Here is a 24687-nt window from a genome sequence, read left to right on the forward strand (position 1 = left end):
TCCTGGAAATGTGGCAAAACAGAGTAACCGTACATTTTTCATGTCAAAGGAAAAACATGGACAGTGGCCTGGCGGGAAAGAAGAAGACGTCACCCGACTCGTAATGAACTACATGCCCAGGAAGTCGACCATTATTGATCGCGTTGTTCCAGCCCGCTTGTTATTAAAGCAGCGTCGCAAACTCATTCAGGAGAAGCAGAAAAGGCTTATTGTCAGGCTGGATAACTGCACAGAGTAAACAGAGTAAAGAGAAGAGAACCGACAGCTGATATTTCTTAAAACGCTATTTCGCACGGTGAGTTTTACAATTTATCGAGCAAAACGTATCTTTTGACACAACCGGCTGTCCTTAACAAACGATACGGTTTGGTTTTGAATTCGCGACTAAGCGCACAAATCTTTCCTGTTCTGTTTCGAATATAAGCAAGACGTAACGGCCAATTACCAGGCATAATGGTCATCAACGGTAAAAGGCCTGTAGCAAAAGGGGTTTTCTAAGATGACGCCCCATAAAACTGATCAGGTTGATGGAAGTGGTTATCCTTTTTACTGAGCATCGGAATACTCAATGTAGAAAAAAAGAGTAATGACACTAAAAGACAGACATTTCTTTTCATAATTTGCTATATATTATTTTGCATACACGGTATATACATTGTGTCCACCTGAGAAACAAAAGTGATACTCTGGTTTGGTTTCCAGGAACTATTCGCAAAGAAGCAATTCGAAACACCACCAAATTCAAGTAAAAGGATCTGCAAATGTCAGAAGCACTGAAAGCCTTAAACAACATTCGTACATTACGTGCTCAGACGCGTGAAGTTAGCCTGGAATATCTTGAAGATATTCTCGAAAAATTCACAGTAATCGTTGAAGAACGCCGCGAAGAAGAAGCCTCTCAGCGTAAGGAACTCGAGGATAAACAGGCAAAACTCGAAGCCTTTCGTGTGAAACTTCTTGAAGAAGGCATTGATCCGGCAGAGCTCATCTCTTCCTTAAAAGGACAGACTACAAAAACAAAATCCTCTCGTGAGCCTCGCCCGGCAAAATACAAATATATCGACGAAGACGGCAGCGAAAAAACCTGGACGGGTCAGGGTCGCACGCCAAAAGCGATTACCTCTGCGCTTGAGAAAGGGAAAAAACTGGAAGATTTCGCAATCTGATATCCAGCTATGGGGGAGGCACGCTCCCCCTCAACGCTATGAAAGTGTTTATATGGCGTAACCTGACACTCATGCCTGTAGCGCAAGATGATTAACCATTACTCACGGAATAATCTTAAACAGGATGCCGTGAATTCCCCTTCTTACATGCATTTTCTCGTTGCTTTACTTGCAACTGCCCATATGCCATATATTTCTCCCTGTAGCGGCAGGTCCATTTAGTGCATACAGGCTTCTCCAGGCCAATAAAAAAACAGTAGCTTCCCATTATTAACAGCAGGCCTGGCAAACAGATGATCGAGTTACCCGGAACAATAACATCGTGGTCGGCCACCGAAGCCCGGAACGTTAAGATTAATCGCTGATGCATTATACTTTTAATACGTCACGGTTCGTTTTCAATTCGATACTGGCACCGGCTCGTTAAATAATCAGGGATCAGGCCGGGTAAAACGGCGGGCTGCCATAAACGTGTACCCTGGTTATCGATACCGCATCGTGAAATAGCCCGGTAATTAAATCTCTTTTCCACACGCGTCAGTTTTTTTTATTCCCGGCGAAACTTTCCCACGACATCCAGCGAACTGTCTGTGAATGTCAAATACTCTAATCCCATGGAGCGCAACATGACCCCGATGAAAAAACTCTTTTTGAGCCTTACCTCTGCCGTACTGCTTAGCGTCTCAATTCCGATGTTCAATGCCCAGGCCGCCCTGCCCACCGGTGCGCAGGCCCCCGATTTTCAACTACAGGGTGCACTGGCAGGCAAGCCTCTGACATTTTCCCTGAAACAAACCCTGCAAAAAGGCCCGGTCGTGCTCTACTTCTTCCCGGCGGCATTCAGTAAAGGCTGCACCATCGAAGCCCACGCCTTTGCCGAAGCCACAGATGATTTCAAGAAACTGGGCGCAACTGTTATCGGCGTGACCGCAGGTAATGTGGACCAGGTAGATGAGTTTTCTAAACTGGAATGCCGCGATAAGTTCACCGTCACCGCAGACCCGGGCGCGAAAGTAGCAGCTGAATACCAGACGCTGATGCAGATGAACGGCAAAACCCTTTCTGATCGCACTTCGTTTGTTATCGCACCGGACGGCAAAATCCTGCTGAGCTACACTGACAGAAACCCTGAAACCCATATTCAGAAAACAATGGAAGCGGTGAAACAGTACGCGGATTCGCACTCGTAAGAGGATGACGTCAACTACCCCATTAGCCGCCAGGGAATCACTATGTTAACTGCAATGCTGGCCGCCTTCGCAGGCGGCATTATCCTTAATTTTATGCCCTGCGTTTTCCCGATAATCTCGCTTAAGGCGCTGGGGTTGGTTCGCCATTCGCACAGTACGGCGCAGACCCGTAAAGAAGGGTTTGGCTTCTTACTCGGCACGATTGTCACAATGCTGATACTGGCCGCTGTTTTGCTTGCCCTGCGCGCGGGCGGTACTGCCGTCGGTTGGGGGTTTCAACTTCAGTCGCCGCTGGTGATTGCTTTCCTCGCTCTGGTTATCCTGGGAGCCGCCCTGAATTTACTTGGCGTATTTGAAGTGGGCCTGTCGATGCAGCGCGCCGGAGAAATATCCGTTGAGCGCGGCGCATTTGTCCGGGCTGCACTGACCGGGGCGCTGTCGATCATTGTGGCTACCCCCTGTGCGGCCCCGTTTATGGCAGGTGCGATTGGTTATGCTCTGGTGCAACCACCTGCCGTGGCGCTGGTTATCTTCTTTGCCCTCGCACTCGGTTTCGCGGCGCCGTTTACTCTTATCTCTCTCTTTCCGGCTCTGGGGAAATCGCTGCCGCGACCCGGCGCCTGGATGAATACGCTAAAACGCGGTCTGGCGTTTCCGATGTTTGGCGCTTTCGGCTGGCTGGTCTGGGTACTGGCTCAACAGGCAGGCACCACCGCGCTTGCCGCGATTCTGGCCGCCGCCGTAGTACTGAGTTTCGCCGCCTGGCTCTATGGCATGGCGCAGCAGCGGCGTTTTGCCGGAAAGCGGCATCTCGCGCTGTTTGCGGTCACCGCGGTGCTGGCTCTGGCGGCGATTGTTCCGCTGCCATCGGTTATCAACAACGGCGCGCCTGTTCAGACAGCGGCACATATCGAAGAGGTAAAATGGTCCCCGCAAAATGTGGCGGATAATCGTGGCCATGGTAAAGCGATTTTCGTCAATTTTACTGCATCCTGGTGTATCACTTGTCAGGTTAACGAGAAGACGTCTTTGTCTACGCAAGCCGTGAAAGAGGCGCTGGCACGCACGGGCACGCTCTATATGGTGGCTGACTCGACCAAATTTAACGCCGATATTGATGACGCAATGAACGCTCTGGGTCAGGGCAGTCTGCCGCTGTATGTGGTCTACCCCGCAGATGGCAGCGAACCGAAAATTTTGCCACAGGTGCTCACCCCGTCGATTGTGGTCAACGCCCTCACGCAGGCCAGCGGTAAAAAGACATGAAGCCGTAACTAAGGCGGGATATGGAAAAATATGAGGCAACGCGTGAGAAATGGCCGCAACTTATGGCGCTTGCCCAGGCAGGCGATCAGGCGGCCTACACGCAGTTGCTAAAGGCGCTGGTGCCGGTTATTCGCTCGCTGGTACGTAAGCAGATTGACGATGACATGCTGGTTGAAGATGTGATTCAGGATGTGCTGCTGAGCGTGCACAGGGTACGTCATACCTACGATCCCGCTTCGCCTTTTTTGCCGTGGCTGATGGCAATTGCCCATGCCCGCTCGGTTGATGCGCTTCGCCGTCGTGGCCGTCATCGCCAGCATGAGCAAGACGACAGCAACGCGCCAGAGTACGCAAGTGAGGAGCGTTATCTGATCTGCGGTGTTGAGCAACATCAGTCCCGGGAAGAGCTCAGTGTGCTGTTAAACCAGCTTCCTGCCCGCCAGCGGCAGATAATTGAACATGTTCATCTGCATGAAATGACCCTTTCGGAAACCGCGACACGCAACAACCTGACGGTAGCGGCCGTTAAGTCTCTGCTGCATCGCGCATTAAATAACCTTCGTCGGTTAGGAGCACATCATGGCCGATCATGATCTTTTTATTGAGCAGTTAACTCGCACACTCGAACCCGTAAAACGTCCATGGCAGCCAGGATGGCGGGTTGTGATGTGGCTCGTCATGGCATTGCCCTGTGGTGCGCTGGCCAGTTTACTGGTGCACAGGACCTTCACCGACTGGTCCCAGGCAGGGGCTGCCTGGGTTATCCTCCAGCTGTTTCTGACCTTTCTTACCGGCACGTTGGCTATCCGCAATGCCTTTCTGCTGAGCATTGCCGGGCAGAAATCCCTGAGCTGGAAATGGTTTGCCCCCCTGGTCAGTCTCTGGCTTGTTATTACATTTACCAATATGCAGTTGCATCATCGCCCGCCGGTACAAGGCAGCGAGGCAGGAACAAACTGTTATTTTTTTATGGTTGTGGTGAGCGTGCCGATGATGGCAATAGTGATTGCTTATCTGCGACGTACCCGCACGTTATTCCCCGCCCGTAGTCTGGCCGCCGCCGGGGCTGGCGTCGCCTGCATGGCGTTGACGTTGCTCGCACTTTGTCATCCAACCCATATCAGTGCGCTGGATTTTCTGATGCATATCAGCGCCACGGCAACCATCGTGCTGGGTACCATGGCTCTGGGCTATAAGTGGGTGTCGCTGCCCCGCCATTAAACGCATGTTATCCTCCTGGCTGAATAACATTCAGACAGAGAACGGCTTTGGATATCAATAGTAATGCTCACCTCTGGGTCAAATGAGTGATATATTTTCACGCATTAACCCAAGGAGACGTCATGTCGGAATTTGATTCAATCGCGCAGGAGCTTCAGCGCCAGGCCGAAGCAGAAGACAAACGGCAGCGGGAAGACGACAACGCATTGCTGGGCCGGGTACTGGAAATCTACGGACAAAAGTATGTGGCGGAGCAGTTACGCAAACTGGGTCAAAACGATTGGAGTCGCGAAAGATTAAACCGGCGGGTCAATGGCAAAAGCACGCCGGCACCACTTACCGCCGCCGAGGAAGCCTTACTGCGCAAAATGCTTCCCTCGCCGCCTGCGCACCATCCGCATTATCAATTCCGCTTTATTGACCTTTTCGCCGGTATCGGCGGCATCCGCAACGGTTTTGAAGCCATTGGCGGGCAGTGTGTCTTTACCAGCGAATGGAACAAAAATGCGGTGCGTACGTATAAAGCCAACTGGTACAACGACGAAAACACTCATCGTTTTAACCAGGATATTCGCGAAGTCACGCTGAGCGGCAAAGCGGACGTCACCGATGCGCAGGCCTATGCGCATATCGACGAACAGATCCCCGATCATGACGTCCTGCTGGCAGGTTTCCCATGCCAGCCATTCAGCTTAGCCGGGGTGAGTAAAAAGAATGCCCTCGGCCGCGCCCACGGTTTTGAATGCGAAGCGCAAGGCACGCTCTTTTTTGATGTCGCGCGAATTATCAAAGCCAAGCGACCGGCAATATTTGTGCTGGAAAACGTTAAAAACCTGAAAAGCCACGATCAGGGGAAAACCTTTACGGTGATCATGAATACCCTTGATGAACTGGGATACGACGTTGCCGACGCCGAAGCGACCGGTAAAGACGATCCGAAGATTGTGGATGGCAAACATTTTCTGCCTCAGCACCGTGAACGCATAGTACTGGTGGGTTTTCGCCGCGATTTACAGCTAAAGCAAGATTTTACCCTGCGTCATATCGACCGCTTCTATCCGCGCAGCAGGCCGACCTTTGGTGAACTCCTTGAGCCCACCGTCGATGCGAAATATGTGTTGTCGCTCAAGCTGTGGGATTACCTTTTCCATTACGCGAAGAAACACGCGGCGAAAGGCAACGGTTTTGGATTTGGGCTGGTTGATCCCACCAACACAGCCAGCGTGGCGCGAACCTTATCTGCCCGCTACCACAAAGATGGCTCAGAAATTCTGGTCGATCGCGGCTGGGATAAAGCGCTGGGTGAAAGCAACTTTAGTGATGCCGCCAACCAGCAGCGTCGCCCGCGCAGGTTAACACCGCGCGAATGCGCGCGCCTGATGGGTTTTGAAAAACCAGGCGAAAAGCCATTTCGCATTCCGGTGTCGGACACTCAGGCTTATCGCCAGTTTGGTAACTCCGTGGTGGTGCCAGTCTTCGCCGCTGTCGCCCGGCTGCTGGAGCCTTATATCTTGCGTGCCGTTACTCTCAGGAAGGAACAACCCACGCGTTGATATGTTCAAGCAGATGGGCAATATAACGAGTGAGTTTGGGTAACGGACGGCGCTGCTGGCGATAAAGCAGCCACACCTGGCGCGGCTGAGGCGCAAAGTCCGTTAACACGCGTACCAGTTTGCCGTTTGCCAGTTCATCGGTCAGTAAGATCTCCGGCTGGAGTAACAATCCCGCTCCCGCAACGGCGGCCAGGCGCAATGCCTGACCGTCATTACAGCGAAATACCGGATCACGCCGCCAGGACATGTCGCCTTCCGTTCCCGGTAGTTTCCATTCGTTATTCGCATTCCAGACCATGTGCGACAGGCAGCGATGATGCTGCAAATCATCTGGCGTATGTGGCTCACCGTGCCGCGCCAGATAGTCGGGTGAGGCACAAATTACCATGCGATAAAGACACAGTGGCTTTGCCACCACGTCATCGTTGTGTAACCCGCCAATGCGGATCGCCAGATCGAAACCTTCATCAACCAGGTCAATACGCCGGTTACTCAGGTCAAGCTCGACGCGCACCTGTGGATGCGCATTAAGAAAAGTGGCAGTCAGTGGAGCGACCACGCAGGCGCCAAACGTGGTGGAGGCACTTACCCGCAACGTACCGGCGGGTGTATCACGTAGTCGTTCAATGGAGGTATCCGCCATATGCACCTGCTCAAGCACCCGGCGAGCCTCTTCATAATAGACTCGCCCGGCATCGGTCAGACTCTGCCGCCGGGTATTACGTTCCACCAGCCTTGCGCCAAGTTGCTCCTCCAGCGCACTAATGTATTTCCCCACCATCACCGCCGACAGGGTCAATTTGCCTGCCGCATGGGTGAAACTGCCGCAATCCGCAACGGTAACGAACACTTCCATACTGCGCAGTTTATCCATATTGCTAACCCATACTTAGTAATCAATTAACGTTTAGCTCATTTATCTTATAAATAATTAGCGAAAGAATAGCCACTCCAGCAACGAAGGAGCATAACGATGAAAATTTTACTGATTGGCGCAAGTGGTACCGTAGGTCAGGCGGTTGAGAAGGAGCTCAGCCAGAGCGAGTATGAAATTATCCGCGCAGGGCGTACCAGCGGTGATTTCCATGTTGATATCACCTCCGATGATAGCGTGGCAGCGCTGTTTGAAAATGTGGGCAGGATCGATGCTATCGTCGCCACCACCGGCAACCTTTTCTTTGGGCCGCTGGAGAAAATGACCAGCCGGGATTTTGCGATTGGCCTGCAGGATAAATTGCTCGGCCAGGTACGTCTGGCGCTGACAGGGCAACACTATTTACGCGACGAAGGCTCGATTACGCTAACCAGCGGTATTGTCGGCCAGGAGCCCATCGCACAAGGGGTGAATGCCACGACGGTCAACGCCGCGCTGGAAGGTTTTGTGAAGGCAGCGGCGTGTGAACTGAAACGCGGACAACGTATCAATGTCGTCAGCCCAACCCTACTGAGCGAATCGCAAGAGACCTACGGCCCGTTCTTTCCGGGATTTGAGAGCGTGCCAGCCACACGGGTGGCGCTGGCTTATCGCCGCAGTATTGAAGGCGTGCAGACAGGGCGCGTCTATACAGTAGGCTATTAATCGTCCCTCATCCGTCGATGAGGGACGGCAAATCAGACATCCGTTTTCAGGCCCGCGACAAAGCTCTGCCACTGATCGTGTAATGCGTTGATATGGCCTTTCTCGATTTCAAGGATGTACGGCAACGAACGGTTTTGCTCAACCCAATTGTTAATTGATGAGAACCAGGCCTCACTGTCTGTAGTGCTGGCGGTGAGGCTCAGCATTTCGTTGCGGATCTTCTGAGAAGGGTGCGTTCCTTCCGCCAGTTGCGCCAGAGCATCCTGATGATGCTGGGCCTGCTCTCGATCCCCGAGGCTTTCCGACAGCCTGCTCGCCTGAGTGAGGACTACTTTGGTCATCTGATCGGCCTGTGAAGCCTTCTCGTCGATGAACTGAGCAATAAATGCGCCAGCCTCATTCTGGTAGTCCGTCGCCACATACTTCTGCACCACCAGATTCAACTTGGCTTGCGTTAAGGCCAGATCCATCGCATTGGTGGTGTAATCCCCGTTTTGGGTTGGGGATGTCAGGGCTTTATGCAGTGCGTCAGCCATCTCATCGGCGTTAACCGTGGCGTTCTGGAAAAAGGCCTGAAAACTGACTGCGTCGTTGGCGGTGGCGGGATCGGTATAGAAATCACTGGCAAGGCTCGGCCCCGTCGGCATACGCGCTATCGCCTGGTTACGCAGGTTGAGCACTTCGCGTGCACTCGCGTCGATCTCCTCCTGAGTCGGCGGCGTTGAGTTATCCCTCGCTTGCGCCATCGCTTCCGGCGACAGGCTGACCTCAAAGGAGTCCACAGGATCGACTTTTTTTCCCGTCAAGGCGTGTACCGTTTCCTGACGGGTGGCAGGCATAGCCCTCAAACTGGCCACCGAACTTACATCCTTAATGCTCATATCTTCTCCTTAGAATTAATGCCAAACGTATTTTTTATCGTCTCAACGGCGAAGAACTTTACGGAATTGCATAAAAAACTGGAGGAAATACAAAATTAACAATACGTTATGAAAACATAAGGGCGAAAGACATCGCCCTTCGTCTCTTAGTCACGTGACTGGACCCAGAAAGCGTGAATCAGACCGGGGAAATAGCCCAGCAACGTCAGAATAACGTTGAGAATAAAAGCCCAGCCGAAGCCTTTACCAATAAGCACGCCCAGCGGTGGAAGAATAATCGTAAAAATAATACGCCAAAAACCCATAACCTCTCCATTGCGATACAAATGCAGGTGATTGTTAAAAAAGAATTTAATTTTAAAGGTTAGTTCTTTTAAGCAACGCTGCCAGCGATGCTTTGCGCTTTTACCCTCTTTTACGCAAAACAACATTTCATCAATGGCAACCATAATCCGCCCCAACTGTACCTTGTGGGCAGTTCGCGCTAAGGTTTAATGACAAGAAATTAAGGAGGACAATATGATTACTGTAGGTGATGTAGTGCAGCCGCGTATCGGCGGACCAAAGCTAAAAGTCATTGAAGTGCATGAAGACCAAATTGTCGCCGTACCCGTGCACAATGACGCGGCAGAAAAAATTACGCTCAAAACTGCGGACGTCTCTCTTTATAAAGAAGAGGGCGATTTCGGCGTCTGCTAAGCTCTTTTTGCGGTGAGTCCCCTCACCGCCATTTTCTCTGTAAATCCCACCATCCATCAGCTTTCTTTATGCAAACAATCCGCATATATACCCAATCAGATAAACAGCATTTAACGCTGGAAAAAGCGTTTGCTTAGCATAAAAAATGCTGCCGCTTCTGTTATGAACACAGTGAAAGGATTGTTTGCTAAAAGAGGCTATTGTCATGATGAGTGATTTTGTGAATAAACTCACAAGACAATCATAAGTTAATGATATTAAAGTCTTTTACCGACCACTCCAACAAAAATAACGAAATGCGTAAAAAACAGACAAACACAGAGCAACTTATCCAGAAAAACAAAATAAATAAAAATTATTAGCTAGTTGTGAGTTTATATCCAGACATATAATCTAGCACCATCAAAATGCACCACAGCAAACTGCTGGTTTCCGTTCGGTATCAATTTATTTTATCTTTTCAAGGAGCAGTACCATGTTCTCTTCGCAGTCCCGCCTGCGTCATGCCGTGGCAGACACCTTTGCAATGGTTGTCTATTGTTCGGTAGTGAACATGCTCATTGAAATATTCCTCTCCGGAATGACCTTCGAGCAGTCACTTTCATCACGTCTGGTTGCTATCCCGGTCAACATTATTATTGCCTGGCCTTATGGTCTGTATCGTGATGCGATCATGCGTTATGCCCGTCGTATTAGCCCGAAAAGCGGGATGCGAACGCTGGCTGATGTGGTGGCCTATGTCACTTTCCAGTCGCCGGTATATGTCGCTATTTTGCTGACTGTCGGCGCCGACTGGCATCAAATTGTCGCAGCGGTGAGTTCAAATGCGGTGTTGTCAATGATGATGGGCGCACTGTACGGCTACTTCCTGGATTACTGCCGCCGTCTCTTTGGCGTGAGCTTTCAGCAGGCGAAAGCCTGAGGATAGAGTGACAGGCCTGCGCCTGTCACTGCTTATTGAAACTCGCCGAACAGGCCCGATAAAAAACGCTCAAGAGCCAGTCGGGAACTGAAACCGTGAGGAATACCGTAATGTTCCTGCGCATCCCCGCCTAAATACAACGGGAAGTTTTGATAGTGATCGCACGTCTTGATTTCCGAGGCGGGTTCCGCAAGGGACAGACTTCGTTCTTTTAGCGTGGGGTGAATGATCAGCGCTGTACGTCCCATTCGCGCCTCCCGATTAACATACACGTAATTATCCCCACGGCGATAACCATAGGTCTTCGGTGTAGCGACATCCATTTTAAATCCCACTTTCTCAAGAACGCGTGCCACCTCATCGGGTCGTAAATACATATTTTTTCCTCGTCATCTTTTTACTGCATCGCAACCTTACATTACTCAGCATTAGCAGGGCTTTCAGAAAAGTCCATAAACGAGGGCAAATGCCGTTTCGGTGATTAGCGGCACAAAATTATGGTCTAAACTGAAATTCACATCGAAAACAAAGGAGGATCCGATGTTTAACAGACCTAATCGCAGTGATGTAGATGATGGCGTTCAGGATATCCAGAATGATGTTCACAAACTGGCCGATAGCCTGGAAGATGTGCTCAAGTCTCTGGGTAGCGATGCAAAAGACGAAGCGGATACCGCACGTCGTAAAGCGCAGGCGCTGTTAAGAGAGACCCGGGCGCGTCTGCATGGTCGGACACCTGCACATCAGGCAGCCCGCGACGCGGTAAGCTGTGCAAGTACCTATGTGAAAGAGAATCCGGTCTATGCACTGGGAGCCGTCGCCGCCGTCGGGATTTTCCTGGGCGCGCTGATTTGTAACCGCCGTTAATCCCGTTAACTCTCCCCTCCCGAACCCCGGACGTGACGCACGTGCGGGGTTTTTTATTGCCTCCGGCCTGTTTTATGCATGCACGCTCACCTCCTCGTTGCGCTCATCAACCCGGAAAAACTTATCTTAATTTCCTATATGTTGTGTGGTTGAAAGTTTTATTAACTACATCTAGTATTCCTGTTAGCAACATACACACGACTGACGCGAATCCTCGCGCCGTTTTCTTATTTTAAATGGAAACACGAATCATGCGCATTACTATTTACACTCGAAATGACTGTGTACAGTGCCACGCCACAAAACGGGCAATGGAAAGCCGTGGCCTTGAGTTCGAAATGGTGAACGTCGATCTGGTACCGGAGGCTGCGGATGAACTGCGCGCAATGGGTTTTCGTCAGTTACCGGTCGTGGTTGCAGGTGAAACCCGGTGGTCTGGTCTCCGCCCGGATATGATTAACCGCCTGCACACCGCACCGCGTGTGGCCAGCGCATGAGTATCCTCGTCTACTTCTCCAGCAGCTCAGAAAACACGCAGCGTTTTATTGAGCGGCTGGGGATGCCAGCGGTGCGTATTCCACTCAATGAGCGTGAGCGTATCCGGGTAGACGTCCCCTACATTCTTGTAGTTCCCAGCTATGGCGGCGGCGGTACGGCAGGAGCCGTGCCGCGTCAGGTCATACGCTTTTTAAACGATCAGCATAACCGCGCCCTGATTCGCGGCGTGATTGCCTCCGGTAATCGCAATTTTGGCGAGGCCTACGGACGAGCGGGCGATGTGATCTCGCAGAAATGCGGCGTGCCGTACCTCTACCGTTTTGAGCTGATGGGAACCCAACAGGACATTGAAAACGTGCGTAAAGGAGTGAGCGAATTTTGGCAACGACAACCGCAGAGCGCGTGATGCAAACCGCACCGGATTACCATGCGCTGAACGCCATGCTGAACCTGTACGATAAAGCAGGCCGCATTCAGTTCGACAAAGATCACCAGGCGGTAGATGCCTTCTACGCTGGTCACGTATTGCCCAATACCGTCACGTTCACCAGTCAGAATGAACGTCTGAATTATCTGGTACAGGAAGGCTATTACGATGAAAGCGTACTGACACGTTATGATCGCGCTTTCGTGGTCGACCTTTTTGCTCATGCACATGCCAGCGGTTTCCGTTTCCAGACGTTCCTAGGCGCGTGGAAGTTCTACACCAGCTATACGCTGAAAACCTTCGACGGCAAGCGTTATCTTGAACATTTTGCAGACCGGGTGTGCATGGTGGCGCTGACCCTTGCACAGGGCGATAAGGCCCTGGCACGGCAACTCACTGATGAGATCCTCTCCGGCCGTTTCCAGCCCGCGACGCCTACCTTCCTCAACTGCGGCAAAAAACAGCGCGGCGAACTGGTCTCCTGCTTCCTTCTGCGTATTGAAGACAATATGGAGTCTATAGGCCGCGCGGTGAACTCAGCGCTACAGCTGTCCAAACGTGGCGGTGGCGTGGCTTTTTTGCTCTCTAACCTGCGCGAAGCCGGCGCGCCGATTAAGCACATTGAGAACCAGTCGTCAGGCGTCATTCCGGTGATGAAGATGCTGGAAGACGCGTTCTCATACGCCAATCAGCTTGGTGCACGTCAGGGGGCGGGGGCCGTTTATCTCAACGCTCACCATCCGGATATTCTGCGTTTCCTCGATACCAAACGGGAAAACGCCGATGAAAAAATTCGAATTAAAACGCTCTCGCTGGGCGTGGTGATCCCCGATATCACTTTCCGTCTGGCGAAAGAAAATGCCGAAATGGCCCTGTTTTCGCCCTATGACGTGGAACGGCTGTACGGAAAAGCCTTTGGCGATATTGCAGTAAGCGAGATGTATGAACAGTTGGTTGCCGATGACCGGGTACGTAAAACATACATTAATGCCCGCGATTTCTTCCAGACGCTGGCCGAAATCCAGTTCGAGTCAGGCTACCCGTACATCATGTTTGAAGATACGGTGAACCGCGCCAGTCCGATTGCCGGGCGTATCAATATGAGCAACTTGTGTTCCGAGATTTTACAGGTGAACAGCCCGTCCACACTGGATGAGAACCTGGACTACGTAGATATTGGTCATGATATCTCCTGTAACCTCAGCTCACTGAATATCGCCCATACCATGGATTCGCCAGACTTTGGCCGTACGGTGGAAACAGCGGTGCGTGGCCTGAGCGCGGTCTCCAGTATGAGCCACATCCGCTCGGTTCCCTCGGTGGAAGCCGGGAATGCTGCATCGCACGCCATTGGTCTGGGGCAGATGAACCTGCACGGCTATCTGGCGCGTGAAGGCATCGCCTATGGTAGTGAAGAGGGGCTGGATTTTACCAACTTCTATTTCTACACCATCACCTGGCATGCGCTGAATACATCAATGATGATGGCCCGCGAACGTAACCAGCGTTTTGTCGGCTTTGAGCAGTCGCGTTATGCCAGCGGGGAATATTTCAACCAGTATCTGGAAAAGGAGTGGCAACCGAAAACGGAGAAAGTCCGTGCGCTATTTACCCGAAGCGGCATTACGATCCCTGATCGCAATATGTGGGAGCAGTTGCGTGAGAACGTGATGCGCTACGGCATTTACAACCAGAACCTGCAGGCGGTACCGCCAACCGGGTCAATCTCCTATATCAACCACGCCACCTCGAGTATTCACCCGATCGTGTCGAAAATTGAAATTCGCAAGGAAGGCAAAACCGGGCGCGTTTACTACCCTGCCCCGTTTATGACCAACGAAAACCTGGCGTTCTACCAGGATGCCTATGAAATCGGGCCGGAGAAGATCATCGACACCTATGCTGAGGCTACACGCCACGTGGATCAGGGGCTGTCGTTGACGCTGTTCTTCCCGGACACCGCCACCACGCGTGATATCAACAAAGCGCAAATTTATGCGTGGAAAAAAGGCATCAAGACGCTGTATTACATCCGCCTGCGCCAGTTGGCGCTGGAAGGCACCGAAATTGAGGGCTGCGTGTCCTGCGCGCTGTAAGGAGAAAAGGATGAAACCACTGTCACGCGTTAGCGCAGTTAACTGGAATAAAATCCAGGATGATAAGGATCTTGAGGTCTGGAACCGCCTCACCAGTAACTTCTGGCTTCCGGAAAAGGTACCGTTGTCGAATGATATTCCTGCCTGGCAGACGCTAAGCCACGCGGAGCAGCAGTTGACGATCCGGGTTTTTACCGGACTGACGCTGCTTGATACCATCCAGAATACCGTGGGTGCGCCAGCATTAATGGCCGACGCCCTGACGCCACATGAAGAGGCGGTACTGTCGAATATCAGCTTTATGGAAGCGGTGCATGCGCGCTCTTACAGTTCGATTTTTTCCACCCTGTGTCAGACGAAAGATGTAGATACGGCCTATGCATGGAGTGAAGAGAATAGAGCGTTACAGCGTAAGGCCCAGCTGATTCTGGAGTATTACCGTGCCGATGACCCGCTCAAGAAGAAAATCGCCAGCGTGTTCCTGGAGTCCTTTTTGTTCTATTCCGGCTTCTGGCTGCCAATGTACTGGTCAAGCCGTGGCAAGCTGACCAACACCGCGGATCTGATTCGTCTGATCATTCGTGACGAGGCGGTTCATGGCTATTATATTGGCTATAAGTATCAGAGAGCACTGGAGAAAGTCAGCAGTGAAAAGCGCGAAGAATTAAAGAATTTCGCGCTGGAGCTGATGATGGATCTCTATGATAACGAAGTAACCTATACCGAGGATTTATATGCCCATTCCGGCTGGGCCGACGACGTGAAAGCTTTCCTCTGTTACAACGCCAACAAGGCGCTGATGAATCTTGGCTATGAGCCTTTATTCCCGTCGGATATGGCGGAAGTCAACCCGGCAATTCTGGCGGCGCTCTCGCCCGGTGCCGACGAAAACCACGACTTCTTTTCGGGTTCCGGCTCGTCTTATGTGATGGGCAAAGCGGTAGAAACCGAGGATGAGGACTGGGATTTCTAATTTTCCAGTCAGCAGGAATCCCCCGGTGGCGCTGCGCTTACCGGGGCTACGGTTTTATAATCCGAATAAGACATTTACGCCGCCATCCGGAACTGCCACATCGCAAATATTATTCCTCCATATTCTCACCAAATATTGCCCCTCTTTTCAGCGTCATTTCCTTGTCATATTCCTCTGAAACAACGCGCACCCGATCAAAATTCAACACCAAAACGAGAAAAATCTCATAAAAATTCAACCACCGCTCAGCCCTTATTTCATGGGAAATTCAGGCGATTTCACACTCATCAAATTCCGCGAATACGGGAAGCGAGGGTTGTCACAGAATCTCAGTATGTTAGGGTATACGCGGTCAATTATTCGCATCAGGTAACATATCGACATAAATAAATAACAGGAACCGTTCTATTGCATGGCAATTAAATTAGAAGTTAAGAACCTATACAAAGTATTTGGTGAGCATCCGCAGCGAGCTTTCAAATATATCGAAAAAGGATTTTCGAAAGAACAAATTCTGGAAAAAACAGGGCTATCGCTTGGCGTTAAAGACGCCAGTCTGGCCATTGAAGAAGGCGAGATATTTGTCATCATGGGATTATCCGGTTCGGGTAAGTCCACAATGGTACGCCTTCTCAATCGCCTGATTGAACCCACCCGCGGGCAGGTACTGATTGATGGCGTTGATATCGCCAAAATATCTGATGCTGAACTCCGTGAGGTGCGCAGGAAAAAGATTGCGATGGTCTTTCAGTCATTCGCCCTGATGCCACATATGACAGTGTTAAATAACACTGCATTTGGCATGGAGTTAGCGGGTGTCAGCGCCAGTGAGCGTCAGGAAAAAGCATTAGACGCATTGCGTCAGGTCGGGCTGGAAAATTATGCCCATGCTTATCCTGACGAACTATCTGGTGGTATGCGCCAGCGTGTGGGTCTGGCCCGCGCATTAGCCATCAATCCCGATATTCTATTAATGGATGAAGCCTTCTCGGCGCTCGATCCATTAATTCGTACCGAGATGCAAGATGAGCTGGTGAAATTACAGTCGCGCCATCAACGCACCGTGGTGTTTATTTCCCACGATCTGGACGAAGCAATGCGTATTGGCGATCGGATTGCCATTATGCAAAACGGCGAAGTCGTTCAGGTCGGAACACCGGATGAAATATTAAATAATCCGGCGAATGATTATGTGCGAACTTTCTTCCGTGGCGTGGATATTAGCCAGGTATTCAGTGCAAAAGATATTGCCCGCCGTACACCAGTTGGCCTGATCCGCAGAACGCCTGGTTTTGGCCCACGCTCGGCACTGAAGCTGTTACAGGATGAAGACCGTGAATACGGGTATGTGATTGAACGCGGTAATAAATTTGTTGGCATTGTCTCCATCGACTCTCTGAAAACGGCGCTGAGCCAGAACCAGGGTATCGATGCGGCGTTAATCGACTCCCCGCTTGCCGTGGAAGCGGAAACGCCGCTCAGCGAGTTGCTCTCTCATGTCGGCCAGGCGCCCTGCGCGGTTCCGGTGGTCGGAGAAGAACAACAATACGTCGGCATCATCTCCAAACGGATGCTGTTACAGGCTTTAGATCGCGAGGGAGCAAACAATGGCTGATCAAAATAACCCGTGGGAAAGCGCACCGGCAACAGACAGCGCGGCGCAATCAGCTGACGCATGGGGCTCATCCCCCGCACCGACGGATGGCGGAGGAGCCGACTGGCTCGCCAACGCCCCGGCGCCCGCGCCGGAGCATTTTAATATTATGGATCCCTTCCATAAGACGCTGATCCCGCTGGATAGCTGGGTCACGCAGGGGATCGACTGGGTTGTCACCCACTTCCGCCCGGTGTTCCAGGGTATCCGTGTGCCGGTGGATTACATTTTAAGCGCCTTTCAGCAATTACTGCTGGGGATGCCTGCGCCGGTAGCGATCATCGTCTTTTCATTGATAGCCTGGCAGATCAGCAGCGCCGGAATGGGTATCGCAGCGCTGGTGTCGCTGATTTTGATTGGCGCAATTGGCGCCTGGTCGCAGGCGATGGTCACGCTGGCACTGGTGCTAACCGCCCTGCTGTTTTGCATCATTATCGGTTTACCGCTTGGCATCTGGCTGGCGCGCAGCGAACGCGCGGCGAAGATCATTCGTCCGCTGCTTGATGCCATGCAGACAACGCCTGCATTTGTCTACCTGGTGCCGATTGTGATGCTGTTTGGTATCGGCAACGTGCCGGGAGTGGTAGTGACTATAATCTTTGCCCTTCCCCCGGTGGTGCGTTTGACGATCCTGGGTATTAACCAGGTGCCGGAAGATTTGATTGAAGCATCACGTTCATTTGGCGCCAGTCCGCGTCAGATGTTGTTCAAAGTACAGTTACCACTGGCCATGCCCACCATTATGGCGGGGATCAACCAGACGCTTATGCTTGCCCTCTCCATGGTAGTGATCGCATCGATGATCGCCGTCGGTGGACTTGGTCAGATGGTACTTCGCGGTATTGGCCGTCTCGATATGGGGCTGGCAACCGTCGGTGGCGTGGGGATTGTTATTCTCGCCATCATCCTCGATCGCCTGACGCAGGCGATGGGTCGTGATGCCCGCAGCCGGGGTAATCGTCGCTGGTACAGCACCGGCCCGCTTGGGTTAATTACTCGCCCATGCATTAAGTAACGATGTAGCTGCCCGCAAACAGAGGTTTTCCGGGCAGATTAACACTCACATCTTTGCCCACAATACTTCACGTTGCAGGAAGGCGACACCGCAGTGCATCCCCGGACGTTTACCGAGGTAAGGAACCGGGATGAACAAGGGCGTCAACACACCTGCTGCGTGAAGTATGAAGGGCATCAATTTAAGGAATAACAACGATGCGACAGAACATCCTTCTCGCCACAGCGTTTGCCACCCTTGTCTCCACCAGCACATTTGCTGCCGACCTGCCCGGCAAAGGCATCACCGTTCAACCCTTCCAGAGCACCATCTCAGAAGAAACATTCCAGACCCTGTTAGTCAGTCGTGGGCTGGAAAAACTCGGCTACACCGTCAACAAACCCAGTGAAGTGGATTATAACGTCGGCTACACCTCAATGGCGGCGGGCGATGTGACCTTTACCGCCGTGAACTGGCAGCCGCTGCATGATGATATGTACGTAGCAGCAGGCGGCGATAAAAAGTTCTACCGCGAGGGGGATTTTGTTACCGGCGCTGCGCAGGGGTATCTGATCGATAAGAAGACCGCTGAGCAGTACAAGATCAAGAGTATCGACCAGCTTAAAGATCCCAAAATTGCCAGACTGTTTGATACCAACGGTGACGGTAAAGCCGACCTGACCGGCTGTACGCCTGGCTGGGGCTGTGAAGCGGTGATCAACCACCAGATTGACGCCTTTGGCCTGAGCAAGTCCGTGGTGCATAACCAGGGCAATTATGCGGCGATGATGGCCGATACCATCACTCGCTTCAAAGAGGGCAAACCCGTGCTCTATTACACCTGGACACCGTACTGGGTAAGTGACGTGCTTAAACCGGGGAAAGATGTGGTCTGGCTGCAGGTGCCATTCTCTTCCCTGCCGGGCGAGCAGAAAAATATCGACACCAAACTGCCTAACGGCATGAACTACGGCTTCCCGGTGAACACCATGCATATTGTCGCCAATAAAGCCTGGGCCGAGAAAAACCCGGCTGCCGCGAAATTGTTTTCCGTCATGAAGCTGCCGATCGCCGATATCAATGCGCAGAATGCGATGATGCACGCCGGTCACGCCTCGGAAGCGGATATTCAGGGGCATGTTGATGGCTGGATCAAAGCCCACCAGCAGCAGTTTGACGGCTGGGTGAAAGAGGCGCTGGCTGCCCAGAAGTAAATGAAGAAAATGGCTCTTCAATCACCATTTTCTTCCTCACTCTCTTCCTCTGAGTATCCCCGGTAAGCGAAGCGCCGCCGGGGACAGCGCCTGGATGACGACATAACCGCCTTCTCCGGACTACCTTTCCCTCTCCCCTGTGGAGAGGGAGATCAGGCCGCACAATCCCCATCTGACCGCACTAACCGACACGCGATCCCTCCCATTTTTTTATCCTCATTCGTTATTATTGGTATCCACGAAAATAAACAGCTAATGAATCATTCAAAGAAAATGACCAGACACCATCATGGGCTTAGCCCGGCGCTGATAGCGCTTATGTCGATCGCCACCGGCCTTTCCGTCGCCAGTAACTATTACGCGCAACCGTTGCTCGATGCGATTGCCCGCGCCTTCTCACTCTCTCCTGACCTGGCTGGCTTTATTGTCACCGCAGCCCAGCTCGGCTATGCCGCAGGCTTGTTGTTCCTGGTGCCCCTGGGCGATATGTTTGAGCGCAGACGGCTCATCGTCTCCATGACACTGCTGGCGGCGGGGGGAATGTTGATCACGGCCAGCAGTACCACGCTCGGGATGATGGTTCTTGGAACCGCGCTGACAGGGCTTTTCTCGGTGGTGGCACAAATCCTCGTCCCGCTGGCCGCTACCCTTGCCGCACCGGAAAAACGAGGCAAAGTCATTGGCACTATTATGAGTGGCTTGCTGCTTGGCATTCTGCTGGCGCGAACCGTTGCCGGCTTGCTGGCAAGCCTCGGCGGCTGGCGTACGGTCTACTGGGTAGCCAGCGTACTGATGGTCATCATGGCAATTGCGTTGTGGCGTGGCCTGCCAAAGGTCAAACAGGACACTCAGCTGAATTACCCGCAGCTTCTGGGGTCTATCTTCACCCTGTTTGCTAAAGAGAAAGTGCTGCGCACCCGCGCCCTGCTGGGCTGCCTCTCCTTCGCTAACTTTAGTATCCTCTGGACCTCAATGGCCTTCCTGCTTGCGTCACCGCCCTTTAACTTCTCTGAGGGGGTGATTGGCCTGTTTGGGCTGGTGGGGGCCGCAGGTGCACTGGGAGCGCGTCCTTTTGGCAGCCTGGCGGATAAAGGCAAAGCTCACCTGACCACCACCGTCTCACTGGGGTTGCTGCTTCTCTCCTGGCTGGCTATTGCCTGGGGACAAAATTCGGTGCTGGCGCTGATAATCGGGATTCTGCTGCTGGATTTGACCGTCCAGGGGGTACACATTACCAACCAGACCGTTATTTACCGCCTCAAACCTGAAGCCCGTAACCGCCTGACTGCCGGTTATATGACCAGTTATTTTGTCGGTGGCGCGGCCGGATCGCTTATCTCAGCATCAGCATGGCAGCACGCAGGCTGGACCGGGGTAAGTATTGCAGGCGGCAGTTTCGCTGCCCTTAACCTGTTGGTCTGGTGGCGAGGCTACCAACACCCGTAAAAAGCAGCATAAAATCACGCCCACGTTACGTCGAAACACCAAAAAACCGGGGTGTTAAGGTGCCCCTGAGTCTGATATGGTTATGCGACTTATTTATCCCGGTGATTTTAACGTGGGTGATATTTCACAAATACTATGGATAGTACAGATACAACAACCGACCCCTTCCCCGTTGCAACCGCAACATTTCTCAAAGGGATCAAACAGCGTCTTTCTGACGCGATACGGGTTCCTGTCAGTATCGCCTCACTCTGTGAATTGTCAGTGATGTCAGGAGCCCCACAGATCATCTGCGACAGTCGTCGTTTACTCCCTGGTTTTCCCAACTTCACCCTGGCGGGCTTAAGTTTCTGCAAAACGCACAGCCTGGCTTTTCCTGGATTAGTGCCCGCACTCGCCTACAGAATCATCCGGAAATTACCGGCAGTTCCATCACTAAAGCAAATCTATTAGAGAGAATAATACATTTACTTTATTTGTCACCGTCGTTACTATATCGACTGCAATTAATGAGGTTATGCCCAAATGGATAGTTCGTTCACGCCCATTGAACAAATGCTTAAATTCCGCGCCAGCCGTTACGAAGATTTCCCGTTTCAGGAGATTCTGCTCACTCGCCTGTGTATGCATATGCAGGGGAAATTGCTGGAAAATCGCAATAAAATGCTGAAAGCTCAAGGGATTAACGAAACATTATTTATGGCGTTAATCACCCTGGAGTCTCAGGAAAATCACAGTATCCAGCCCTCAGAGCTGAGCAGCGCGCTGGGCTCTTCTCGCACCAATGCGACCCGTATCGCCGATGAGCTGGAAAAACGCGGCTGGATTGAACGCCGCGAAAGCGACAATGACCGTCGCTGTCTGCATCTGCAGTTAACCGAGAAAGGGCATGAATTCCTGCGTCAGGTTCTGCCACCGCAGCACAACTGTCTGCACCAACTCTGGTCTTCGCTGACAACAGCTGAAAAAGACCAACTCGAGCACATCACACGTAAGTTGCTCACTCGCCTGGATCAAATGGACGAAGACGGCACCATTCTTGAGGCGCTGCGCTAACGCTGAGATCCGCTCGAACATCCAGATTGAATAAGAATTCCGTCAGGCCGGCACGTCAGACTGCTGGCCTTTCTGACAAAACAGGTCGGCCTTGCCGATATGAAATAATAAGATCGTGGAGAAAAGCATGAGCGCAAATGCGGAGAGCCAAACCCCGCAGCAACCGGTCAAAAAGAAAGGCAAACGCAAAGGCGCCCTTCTGCTGTTGACCTTGCTCTTTATTGTTATTGCCGTGGCATATGGGATTTATTGGTTTTTAGTACTGCGTCATTTTGAGGAAACCGATGACGCATACGTGGCAGGGAACCAGGTTCAAATTATGGCGCAGGTATCCGGCAGCGTGACGAAAGTCTGGGCTGACAATACTGATTACGTCAAACAAGGGGATGTGCTGGTCACCCTCGATGCTACCGATGCCCAGCAGGCATTTGAAAAAGCACAGACCGCACTGGCCCAAAGCGTTCGCCAGACACGTCAGTTGATGATCAATGGCAAACAGCTGCAGGCGAGTATCGAACTACAGCGTACCGCGCTGGCTCAGGCGCAAACAGATTTAAATCGCCGTGTCCCACTGGGCAACGCCAACTTGATTGGCCGTGAAGAGCTGCAACATGCCCGTGACGCTGTCGCCACCGCGCAGGCGCAGCTCGATGTCGCTATTCAGCAATATAACGCCAACCAGGCGATGATTCTGGATACCCGTCTGGAAGACCAGCCCGCAGTAAAACAGGCCGCCGCTGAACTGCGTAACGCCTGGCTCGCACTGCAACGAACCAAAATTGTCAGCCCGATCACCGGTTATGTCTCTCGCCGTGCCGTTCAGCCTGGCGCGCAAATAAGCCCGACGACATCACTGATGGCCGTCGTACCGGCTACCGGTTTGTGGGTAGACGCTAACTTCAAAGAAACGCAGCTTGCGCATATGCGTATCGGTCAGACAGCGACTGTGGTCAGCGATCTTTACGGTGACGAAGTGAAATACACCGGCAAAGTGGTGGGTCTGGATATGGGTACAGGCAGCGCCTTCTCCCTGCTTCCGGCACAGAATGCCACCGGTAACTGGATCAAAGTGGTTCAGCGTCTGCCGGTACGTATCGAACTTGATGCAAAGCAACTGAGCGATCACCCGTTACGTATCGGCCTCTCCACGCTGGTGAATGTTGATACCACCAACCGTGACGGCCAGGTACTGTCGAGCCAGGTTCGCTCCAGCCCGGCCTATGAGAGTAATGCACGTGAGCTTGACCTGGAACCGGTCAACACCCTGATTGAAAATATCGTGAAGGCCAACGCGGGTTAATCCGAGGTACGCGTAATGCAACAGAGAAAACCGCTGGAAGGGGCGCAACTGGTCATTATGACCATCGCGCTGTCGCTGGCGACCTTCATGCAAGTGCTGGATTCCACCATCGCTAACGTGGCGATCCCCACGATTGCAGGCAACCTTGGCTCCTCCCTGAGCCAGGGGACGTGGGTTATCACCTCTTTCGGGGTGGCAAACGCCATCTCGATTCCGATCACCGGCTGGCTGGCAAAGCGTGTGGGCGAGGTCAAACTGTTCCTCTGGTCAACCATCGCTTTTGCTGTCGCCTCCTGGGCGTGCGGTGTCTCCAGCAGTCTGGGCATGCTGATCTTCTTCCGCGTCATTCAGGGGATTGTCGCCGGGCCGTTGATTCCACTCTCACAGAGTCTGTTGCTGAGTAACTACCCGCCCGCTAAACGCTCCATTGCGCTGGCGCTGTGGTCGATGACGGTAATCGTAGCCCCCATTTGCGGCCCGATCCTCGGTGGTTATATCAGTGATAACTACCACTGGGGCTGGATCTTCTTTATCAACGTTCCTATCGGCGTACTGGTGGTACTGCTGACCCTGCAATCGCTGCGTGGGCGTGAAACGCGTACCGAGCAACGCCGCATCGACGGCGTAGGGCTGGCGTTACTGGTGATTGGTATCGGCAGCCTGCAGGTGATGCTCGACCAGGGGAAAGAGCTGGACTGGTTTAACTCCCGTGAGATCATCATCCTGACCATTGTCGCCGTGGTGGCGATAAGCTTCCTCGTGGTGTGGGAGCTGACGGATGAGAACCCGATAGTCGACCTGTCGCTCTTTAAGTCGCGGAATTTTACCATCGGCTGCTTGTGTATCAGTCTCGCCTATATGCTCTATTTCGGCGCAATCGTTCTGCTGCCGCAACTGTTGCAGGAAGTTTACGGCTACACCGCAACATGGGCAGGGCTGGCCTCCGCGCCAGTTGGTGTGATCCCGGTTCTTTTGTCGCCCATCATTGGGCGCTTTGCCCATAAGCTCGATATGCGCAGGCTGGTTACATTCAGCTTTATTATGTACGCCGTCTGCTTCTACTGGCGTGCGTATACATTTGAACCGGGAATGGATTTTGGCGCTTCCGCATGGCCGCAATTTATTCAGGGCTTCGCCGTGGCCTGTTTCTTTATGCCGCTGACGACGATTACGCTCTCCGGCCTGCCACCAGAACGCCTGGCTGCGGCGTCGAGCCTGTCGAACTTTGCCCGAACGCTGGCGGGTTCTATCGGGACATCGATCACCACCACGATGTGGACCAATCGGGAATCAATGCATCATGCGCAACTGACCGAGTCAGTAAACCCTTACAATCCGAACGCGCAGGAAATGTATAACCAGTTGCAGGGATTGGGGATGTCCCAGCAGCAGGCTTCCGGTTGGATAGCCCAGCAAATCACCAATCAGGGGCTGATTATTTCCGCCAATGAGATTTTCTGGATGTCGGCCGCGGTATTCCTGGTCTTGCTGGGTCTTGTGTGGTTTGCCAAACCGCCGTTTGGTGCCGGCGGCGGTGGCGGTGGCGCGCACTAAGCGCTGTTCGTTTCGGCAGCAAAAAAGCCTTTCTGCAAGGGATCTTCGGATCCCTTTTTTATATCCGCACTCGCAGGTGGTTGTTTTATCATCATAACGCGTGTATCTTTACGCCCGCCCCGAAATCTTCC

Annotated in this window: 25 protein-coding genes and 1 pseudogene; 22 read left to right on the plus strand and 4 right to left on the minus strand. The window is 52.4% G+C overall.

Annotated elements, in window-relative coordinates:
* The 7 genes and pseudogenes from AAIG39_RS23650 to AAIG39_RS23680 all read left to right on the plus strand — a co-directional run.
* Nucleotides 1-238: pseudogene (locus AAIG39_RS23650) on the plus strand (hypothetical protein); the annotation flags it as partial.
* A 523-nt stretch (nucleotides 239-761) separates the two neighbouring features.
* Nucleotides 762-1166 (plus strand): H-NS family histone-like protein, encoded by a 405-nt coding sequence (locus AAIG39_RS23655; RefSeq protein WP_090088896.1) that lies wholly within the window; start codon nucleotides 762-764, stop codon nucleotides 1164-1166.
* Between the two features lie 626 nt (nucleotides 1167-1792).
* Nucleotides 1793-2356 carry a peroxiredoxin gene (locus tag AAIG39_RS23660; protein ID WP_090088894.1) on the plus strand — a complete coding sequence of 188 codons (564 nt, stop codon included), beginning with the start codon at nucleotides 1793-1795 and terminating at the stop codon, nucleotides 2354-2356.
* 42 nt (nucleotides 2357-2398) lie between these two features.
* Nucleotides 2399-3622, plus strand: a complete 1224-nt coding sequence (locus AAIG39_RS23665; protein WP_343194874.1) for a protein-disulfide reductase DsbD family protein — start codon at nucleotides 2399-2401, stop codon at nucleotides 3620-3622.
* 20 nt (nucleotides 3623-3642) lie between these two features.
* Nucleotides 3643-4215: a sigma-70 family RNA polymerase sigma factor gene (locus tag AAIG39_RS23670; RefSeq protein ID WP_343194875.1), complete on the plus strand. Its 573-nt coding sequence runs from the start codon at nucleotides 3643-3645 to the stop codon at nucleotides 4213-4215.
* The gene (locus tag AAIG39_RS23675; protein ID WP_090088889.1) at nucleotides 4202-4843 is read left to right on the plus strand and encodes an NrsF family protein; all 642 of its coding nucleotides are present in this window, start codon (nucleotides 4202-4204) and stop codon (nucleotides 4841-4843) included. The genes AAIG39_RS23670 and AAIG39_RS23675 overlap by 14 nt, the downstream gene beginning before the upstream one ends.
* A 122-nt stretch (nucleotides 4844-4965) precedes the next feature.
* Entirely contained in the window at nucleotides 4966-6396 is a 1431-nt protein-coding gene (locus AAIG39_RS23680) for a DNA cytosine methyltransferase (RefSeq protein WP_090088887.1), read from the plus strand.
* Here AAIG39_RS23680 and AAIG39_RS23685 read toward each other — a convergent pair.
* Nucleotides 6371-7270: a LysR substrate-binding domain-containing protein gene (locus AAIG39_RS23685; RefSeq protein ID WP_343194876.1), complete on the minus strand. Its 900-nt coding sequence runs from the start codon at nucleotides 7268-7270 to the stop codon at nucleotides 6371-6373. The two genes, AAIG39_RS23680 and AAIG39_RS23685, sit on opposite strands and share 26 nt — an antisense overlap.
* A 99-nt stretch (nucleotides 7271-7369) precedes the next feature.
* Here AAIG39_RS23685 and AAIG39_RS23690 point away from each other — a divergent pair, with 99 nt between their 5' ends.
* Nucleotides 7370-7975, plus strand: coding sequence for a short chain dehydrogenase (locus AAIG39_RS23690; protein WP_343194877.1), 606 nt, complete (start codon nucleotides 7370-7372; stop codon nucleotides 7973-7975).
* 32 nt (nucleotides 7976-8007) lie between these two features.
* Here AAIG39_RS23690 and AAIG39_RS23695 read toward each other — a convergent pair whose 3' ends face one another.
* Nucleotides 8008-8856: a hypothetical protein gene (locus AAIG39_RS23695; protein WP_343194878.1), complete on the minus strand. Its 849-nt coding sequence runs from the start codon at nucleotides 8854-8856 to the stop codon at nucleotides 8008-8010.
* 146 nt (nucleotides 8857-9002) lie between these two features.
* The gene (locus AAIG39_RS23700; protein WP_039077593.1) at nucleotides 9003-9161 is read right to left on the minus strand and encodes a YqaE/Pmp3 family membrane protein; all 159 of its coding nucleotides are present in this window, start codon (nucleotides 9159-9161) and stop codon (nucleotides 9003-9005) included.
* 214 nt (nucleotides 9162-9375) lie between these two features.
* On the opposite strand from AAIG39_RS23700, the gene AAIG39_RS23705 reads away from it, so the two are divergent.
* Together AAIG39_RS23705 and alaE are read left to right on the plus strand one after the other, a co-directional pair.
* A complete protein-coding gene (locus AAIG39_RS23705) occupies nucleotides 9376-9555 on the plus strand; it encodes a hypothetical protein (protein WP_085006812.1) in 180 nt (59 codons plus the stop codon).
* A 475-nt stretch (nucleotides 9556-10030) separates the two neighbouring features.
* Nucleotides 10031-10477 (plus strand): L-alanine exporter AlaE, encoded by a 447-nt coding sequence (alaE, locus tag AAIG39_RS23710; RefSeq protein WP_090088880.1) that lies wholly within the window; start codon nucleotides 10031-10033, stop codon nucleotides 10475-10477.
* A 32-nt stretch (nucleotides 10478-10509) separates the two neighbouring features.
* On the opposite strand, the gene AAIG39_RS23715 is transcribed toward alaE, so the two are convergent.
* Nucleotides 10510-10854 carry a DUF2002 family protein gene (locus AAIG39_RS23715; RefSeq protein ID WP_039077596.1) on the minus strand — a complete coding sequence of 115 codons (345 nt, stop codon included), beginning with the start codon at nucleotides 10852-10854 and terminating at the stop codon, nucleotides 10510-10512.
* 163 nt (nucleotides 10855-11017) lie between these two features.
* On the opposite strand from AAIG39_RS23715, the gene AAIG39_RS23720 reads away from it, so the two are divergent.
* The 12 genes from AAIG39_RS23720 (at nucleotide 11018) to emrB (ending at nucleotide 24556) form a co-directional block, all read left to right on the plus strand.
* Nucleotides 11018-11344 carry a DUF883 family protein gene (locus AAIG39_RS23720; protein WP_090088877.1) on the plus strand — a complete coding sequence of 109 codons (327 nt, stop codon included), beginning with the start codon at nucleotides 11018-11020 and terminating at the stop codon, nucleotides 11342-11344.
* Nucleotides 11345-11595: 251 nt separating this feature from the next.
* Entirely contained in the window at nucleotides 11596-11841 is a 246-nt protein-coding gene (gene nrdH, locus AAIG39_RS23725) for a glutaredoxin-like protein NrdH (protein ID WP_343194879.1), read from the plus strand.
* Complete coding sequence (gene nrdI, locus AAIG39_RS23730) at nucleotides 11838-12248, plus strand: class Ib ribonucleoside-diphosphate reductase assembly flavoprotein NrdI (protein ID WP_090088875.1); 411 nt, start codon at nucleotides 11838-11840, stop codon at nucleotides 12246-12248. The genes nrdH and nrdI overlap by 4 nt, the downstream gene beginning before the upstream one ends.
* The gene (gene nrdE / locus AAIG39_RS23735; protein ID WP_343194880.1) at nucleotides 12221-14365 is read left to right on the plus strand and encodes a class 1b ribonucleoside-diphosphate reductase subunit alpha; all 2145 of its coding nucleotides are present in this window, start codon (nucleotides 12221-12223) and stop codon (nucleotides 14363-14365) included. Before nrdI ends, nrdE begins: the two co-directional genes overlap by 28 nt.
* Before the next feature lie 10 nt (nucleotides 14366-14375).
* On the plus strand, nucleotides 14376-15338 hold the full coding sequence (gene nrdF, locus AAIG39_RS23740) for a class 1b ribonucleoside-diphosphate reductase subunit beta (RefSeq protein WP_343194881.1): 963 nt from the start codon (nucleotides 14376-14378) through the stop codon (nucleotides 15336-15338).
* A gap of 412 nt (nucleotides 15339-15750) precedes the next feature.
* Entirely contained in the window at nucleotides 15751-16953 is a 1203-nt protein-coding gene (gene proV / locus AAIG39_RS23745; RefSeq protein ID WP_090088868.1) for a glycine betaine/L-proline ABC transporter ATP-binding protein ProV, read from the plus strand.
* Complete coding sequence (gene proW / locus AAIG39_RS23750) at nucleotides 16946-18007, plus strand: glycine betaine/L-proline ABC transporter permease ProW (RefSeq protein WP_343194882.1); 1062 nt, start codon at nucleotides 16946-16948, stop codon at nucleotides 18005-18007. The genes proV and proW overlap by 8 nt, the downstream gene beginning before the upstream one ends.
* 197 nt (nucleotides 18008-18204) lie before the next feature.
* On the plus strand, nucleotides 18205-19200 hold the full coding sequence (proX, locus tag AAIG39_RS23755; RefSeq protein WP_343194883.1) for a glycine betaine/L-proline ABC transporter substrate-binding protein ProX: 996 nt from the start codon (nucleotides 18205-18207) through the stop codon (nucleotides 19198-19200).
* Between the two features lie 273 nt (nucleotides 19201-19473).
* The gene (locus AAIG39_RS23760) at nucleotides 19474-20646 is read left to right on the plus strand and encodes an MFS transporter (protein ID WP_090088861.1); all 1173 of its coding nucleotides are present in this window, start codon (nucleotides 19474-19476) and stop codon (nucleotides 20644-20646) included.
* A gap of 525 nt (nucleotides 20647-21171) precedes the next feature.
* On the plus strand, nucleotides 21172-21702 hold the full coding sequence (gene mprA, locus AAIG39_RS23765) for a transcriptional repressor MprA (RefSeq protein ID WP_039077607.1): 531 nt from the start codon (nucleotides 21172-21174) through the stop codon (nucleotides 21700-21702).
* Nucleotides 21703-21829: 127 nt separating this feature from the next.
* Nucleotides 21830-23002 (plus strand): multidrug efflux MFS transporter periplasmic adaptor subunit EmrA, encoded by a 1173-nt coding sequence (emrA, locus tag AAIG39_RS23770; protein ID WP_090088857.1) that lies wholly within the window; start codon nucleotides 21830-21832, stop codon nucleotides 23000-23002.
* A 15-nt stretch (nucleotides 23003-23017) separates the two neighbouring features.
* Entirely contained in the window at nucleotides 23018-24556 is a 1539-nt protein-coding gene (emrB, locus tag AAIG39_RS23775; RefSeq protein WP_090088854.1) for a multidrug efflux MFS transporter permease subunit EmrB, read from the plus strand.
* Nucleotides 24557-24687 lie beyond the last annotated feature (131 nt).

The sequence above is a fragment of the Phytobacter palmae genome (genome assembly GCF_039409775.1).
GTDB lineage: Bacteria > Pseudomonadota > Gammaproteobacteria > Enterobacterales > Enterobacteriaceae > Phytobacter > Phytobacter palmae.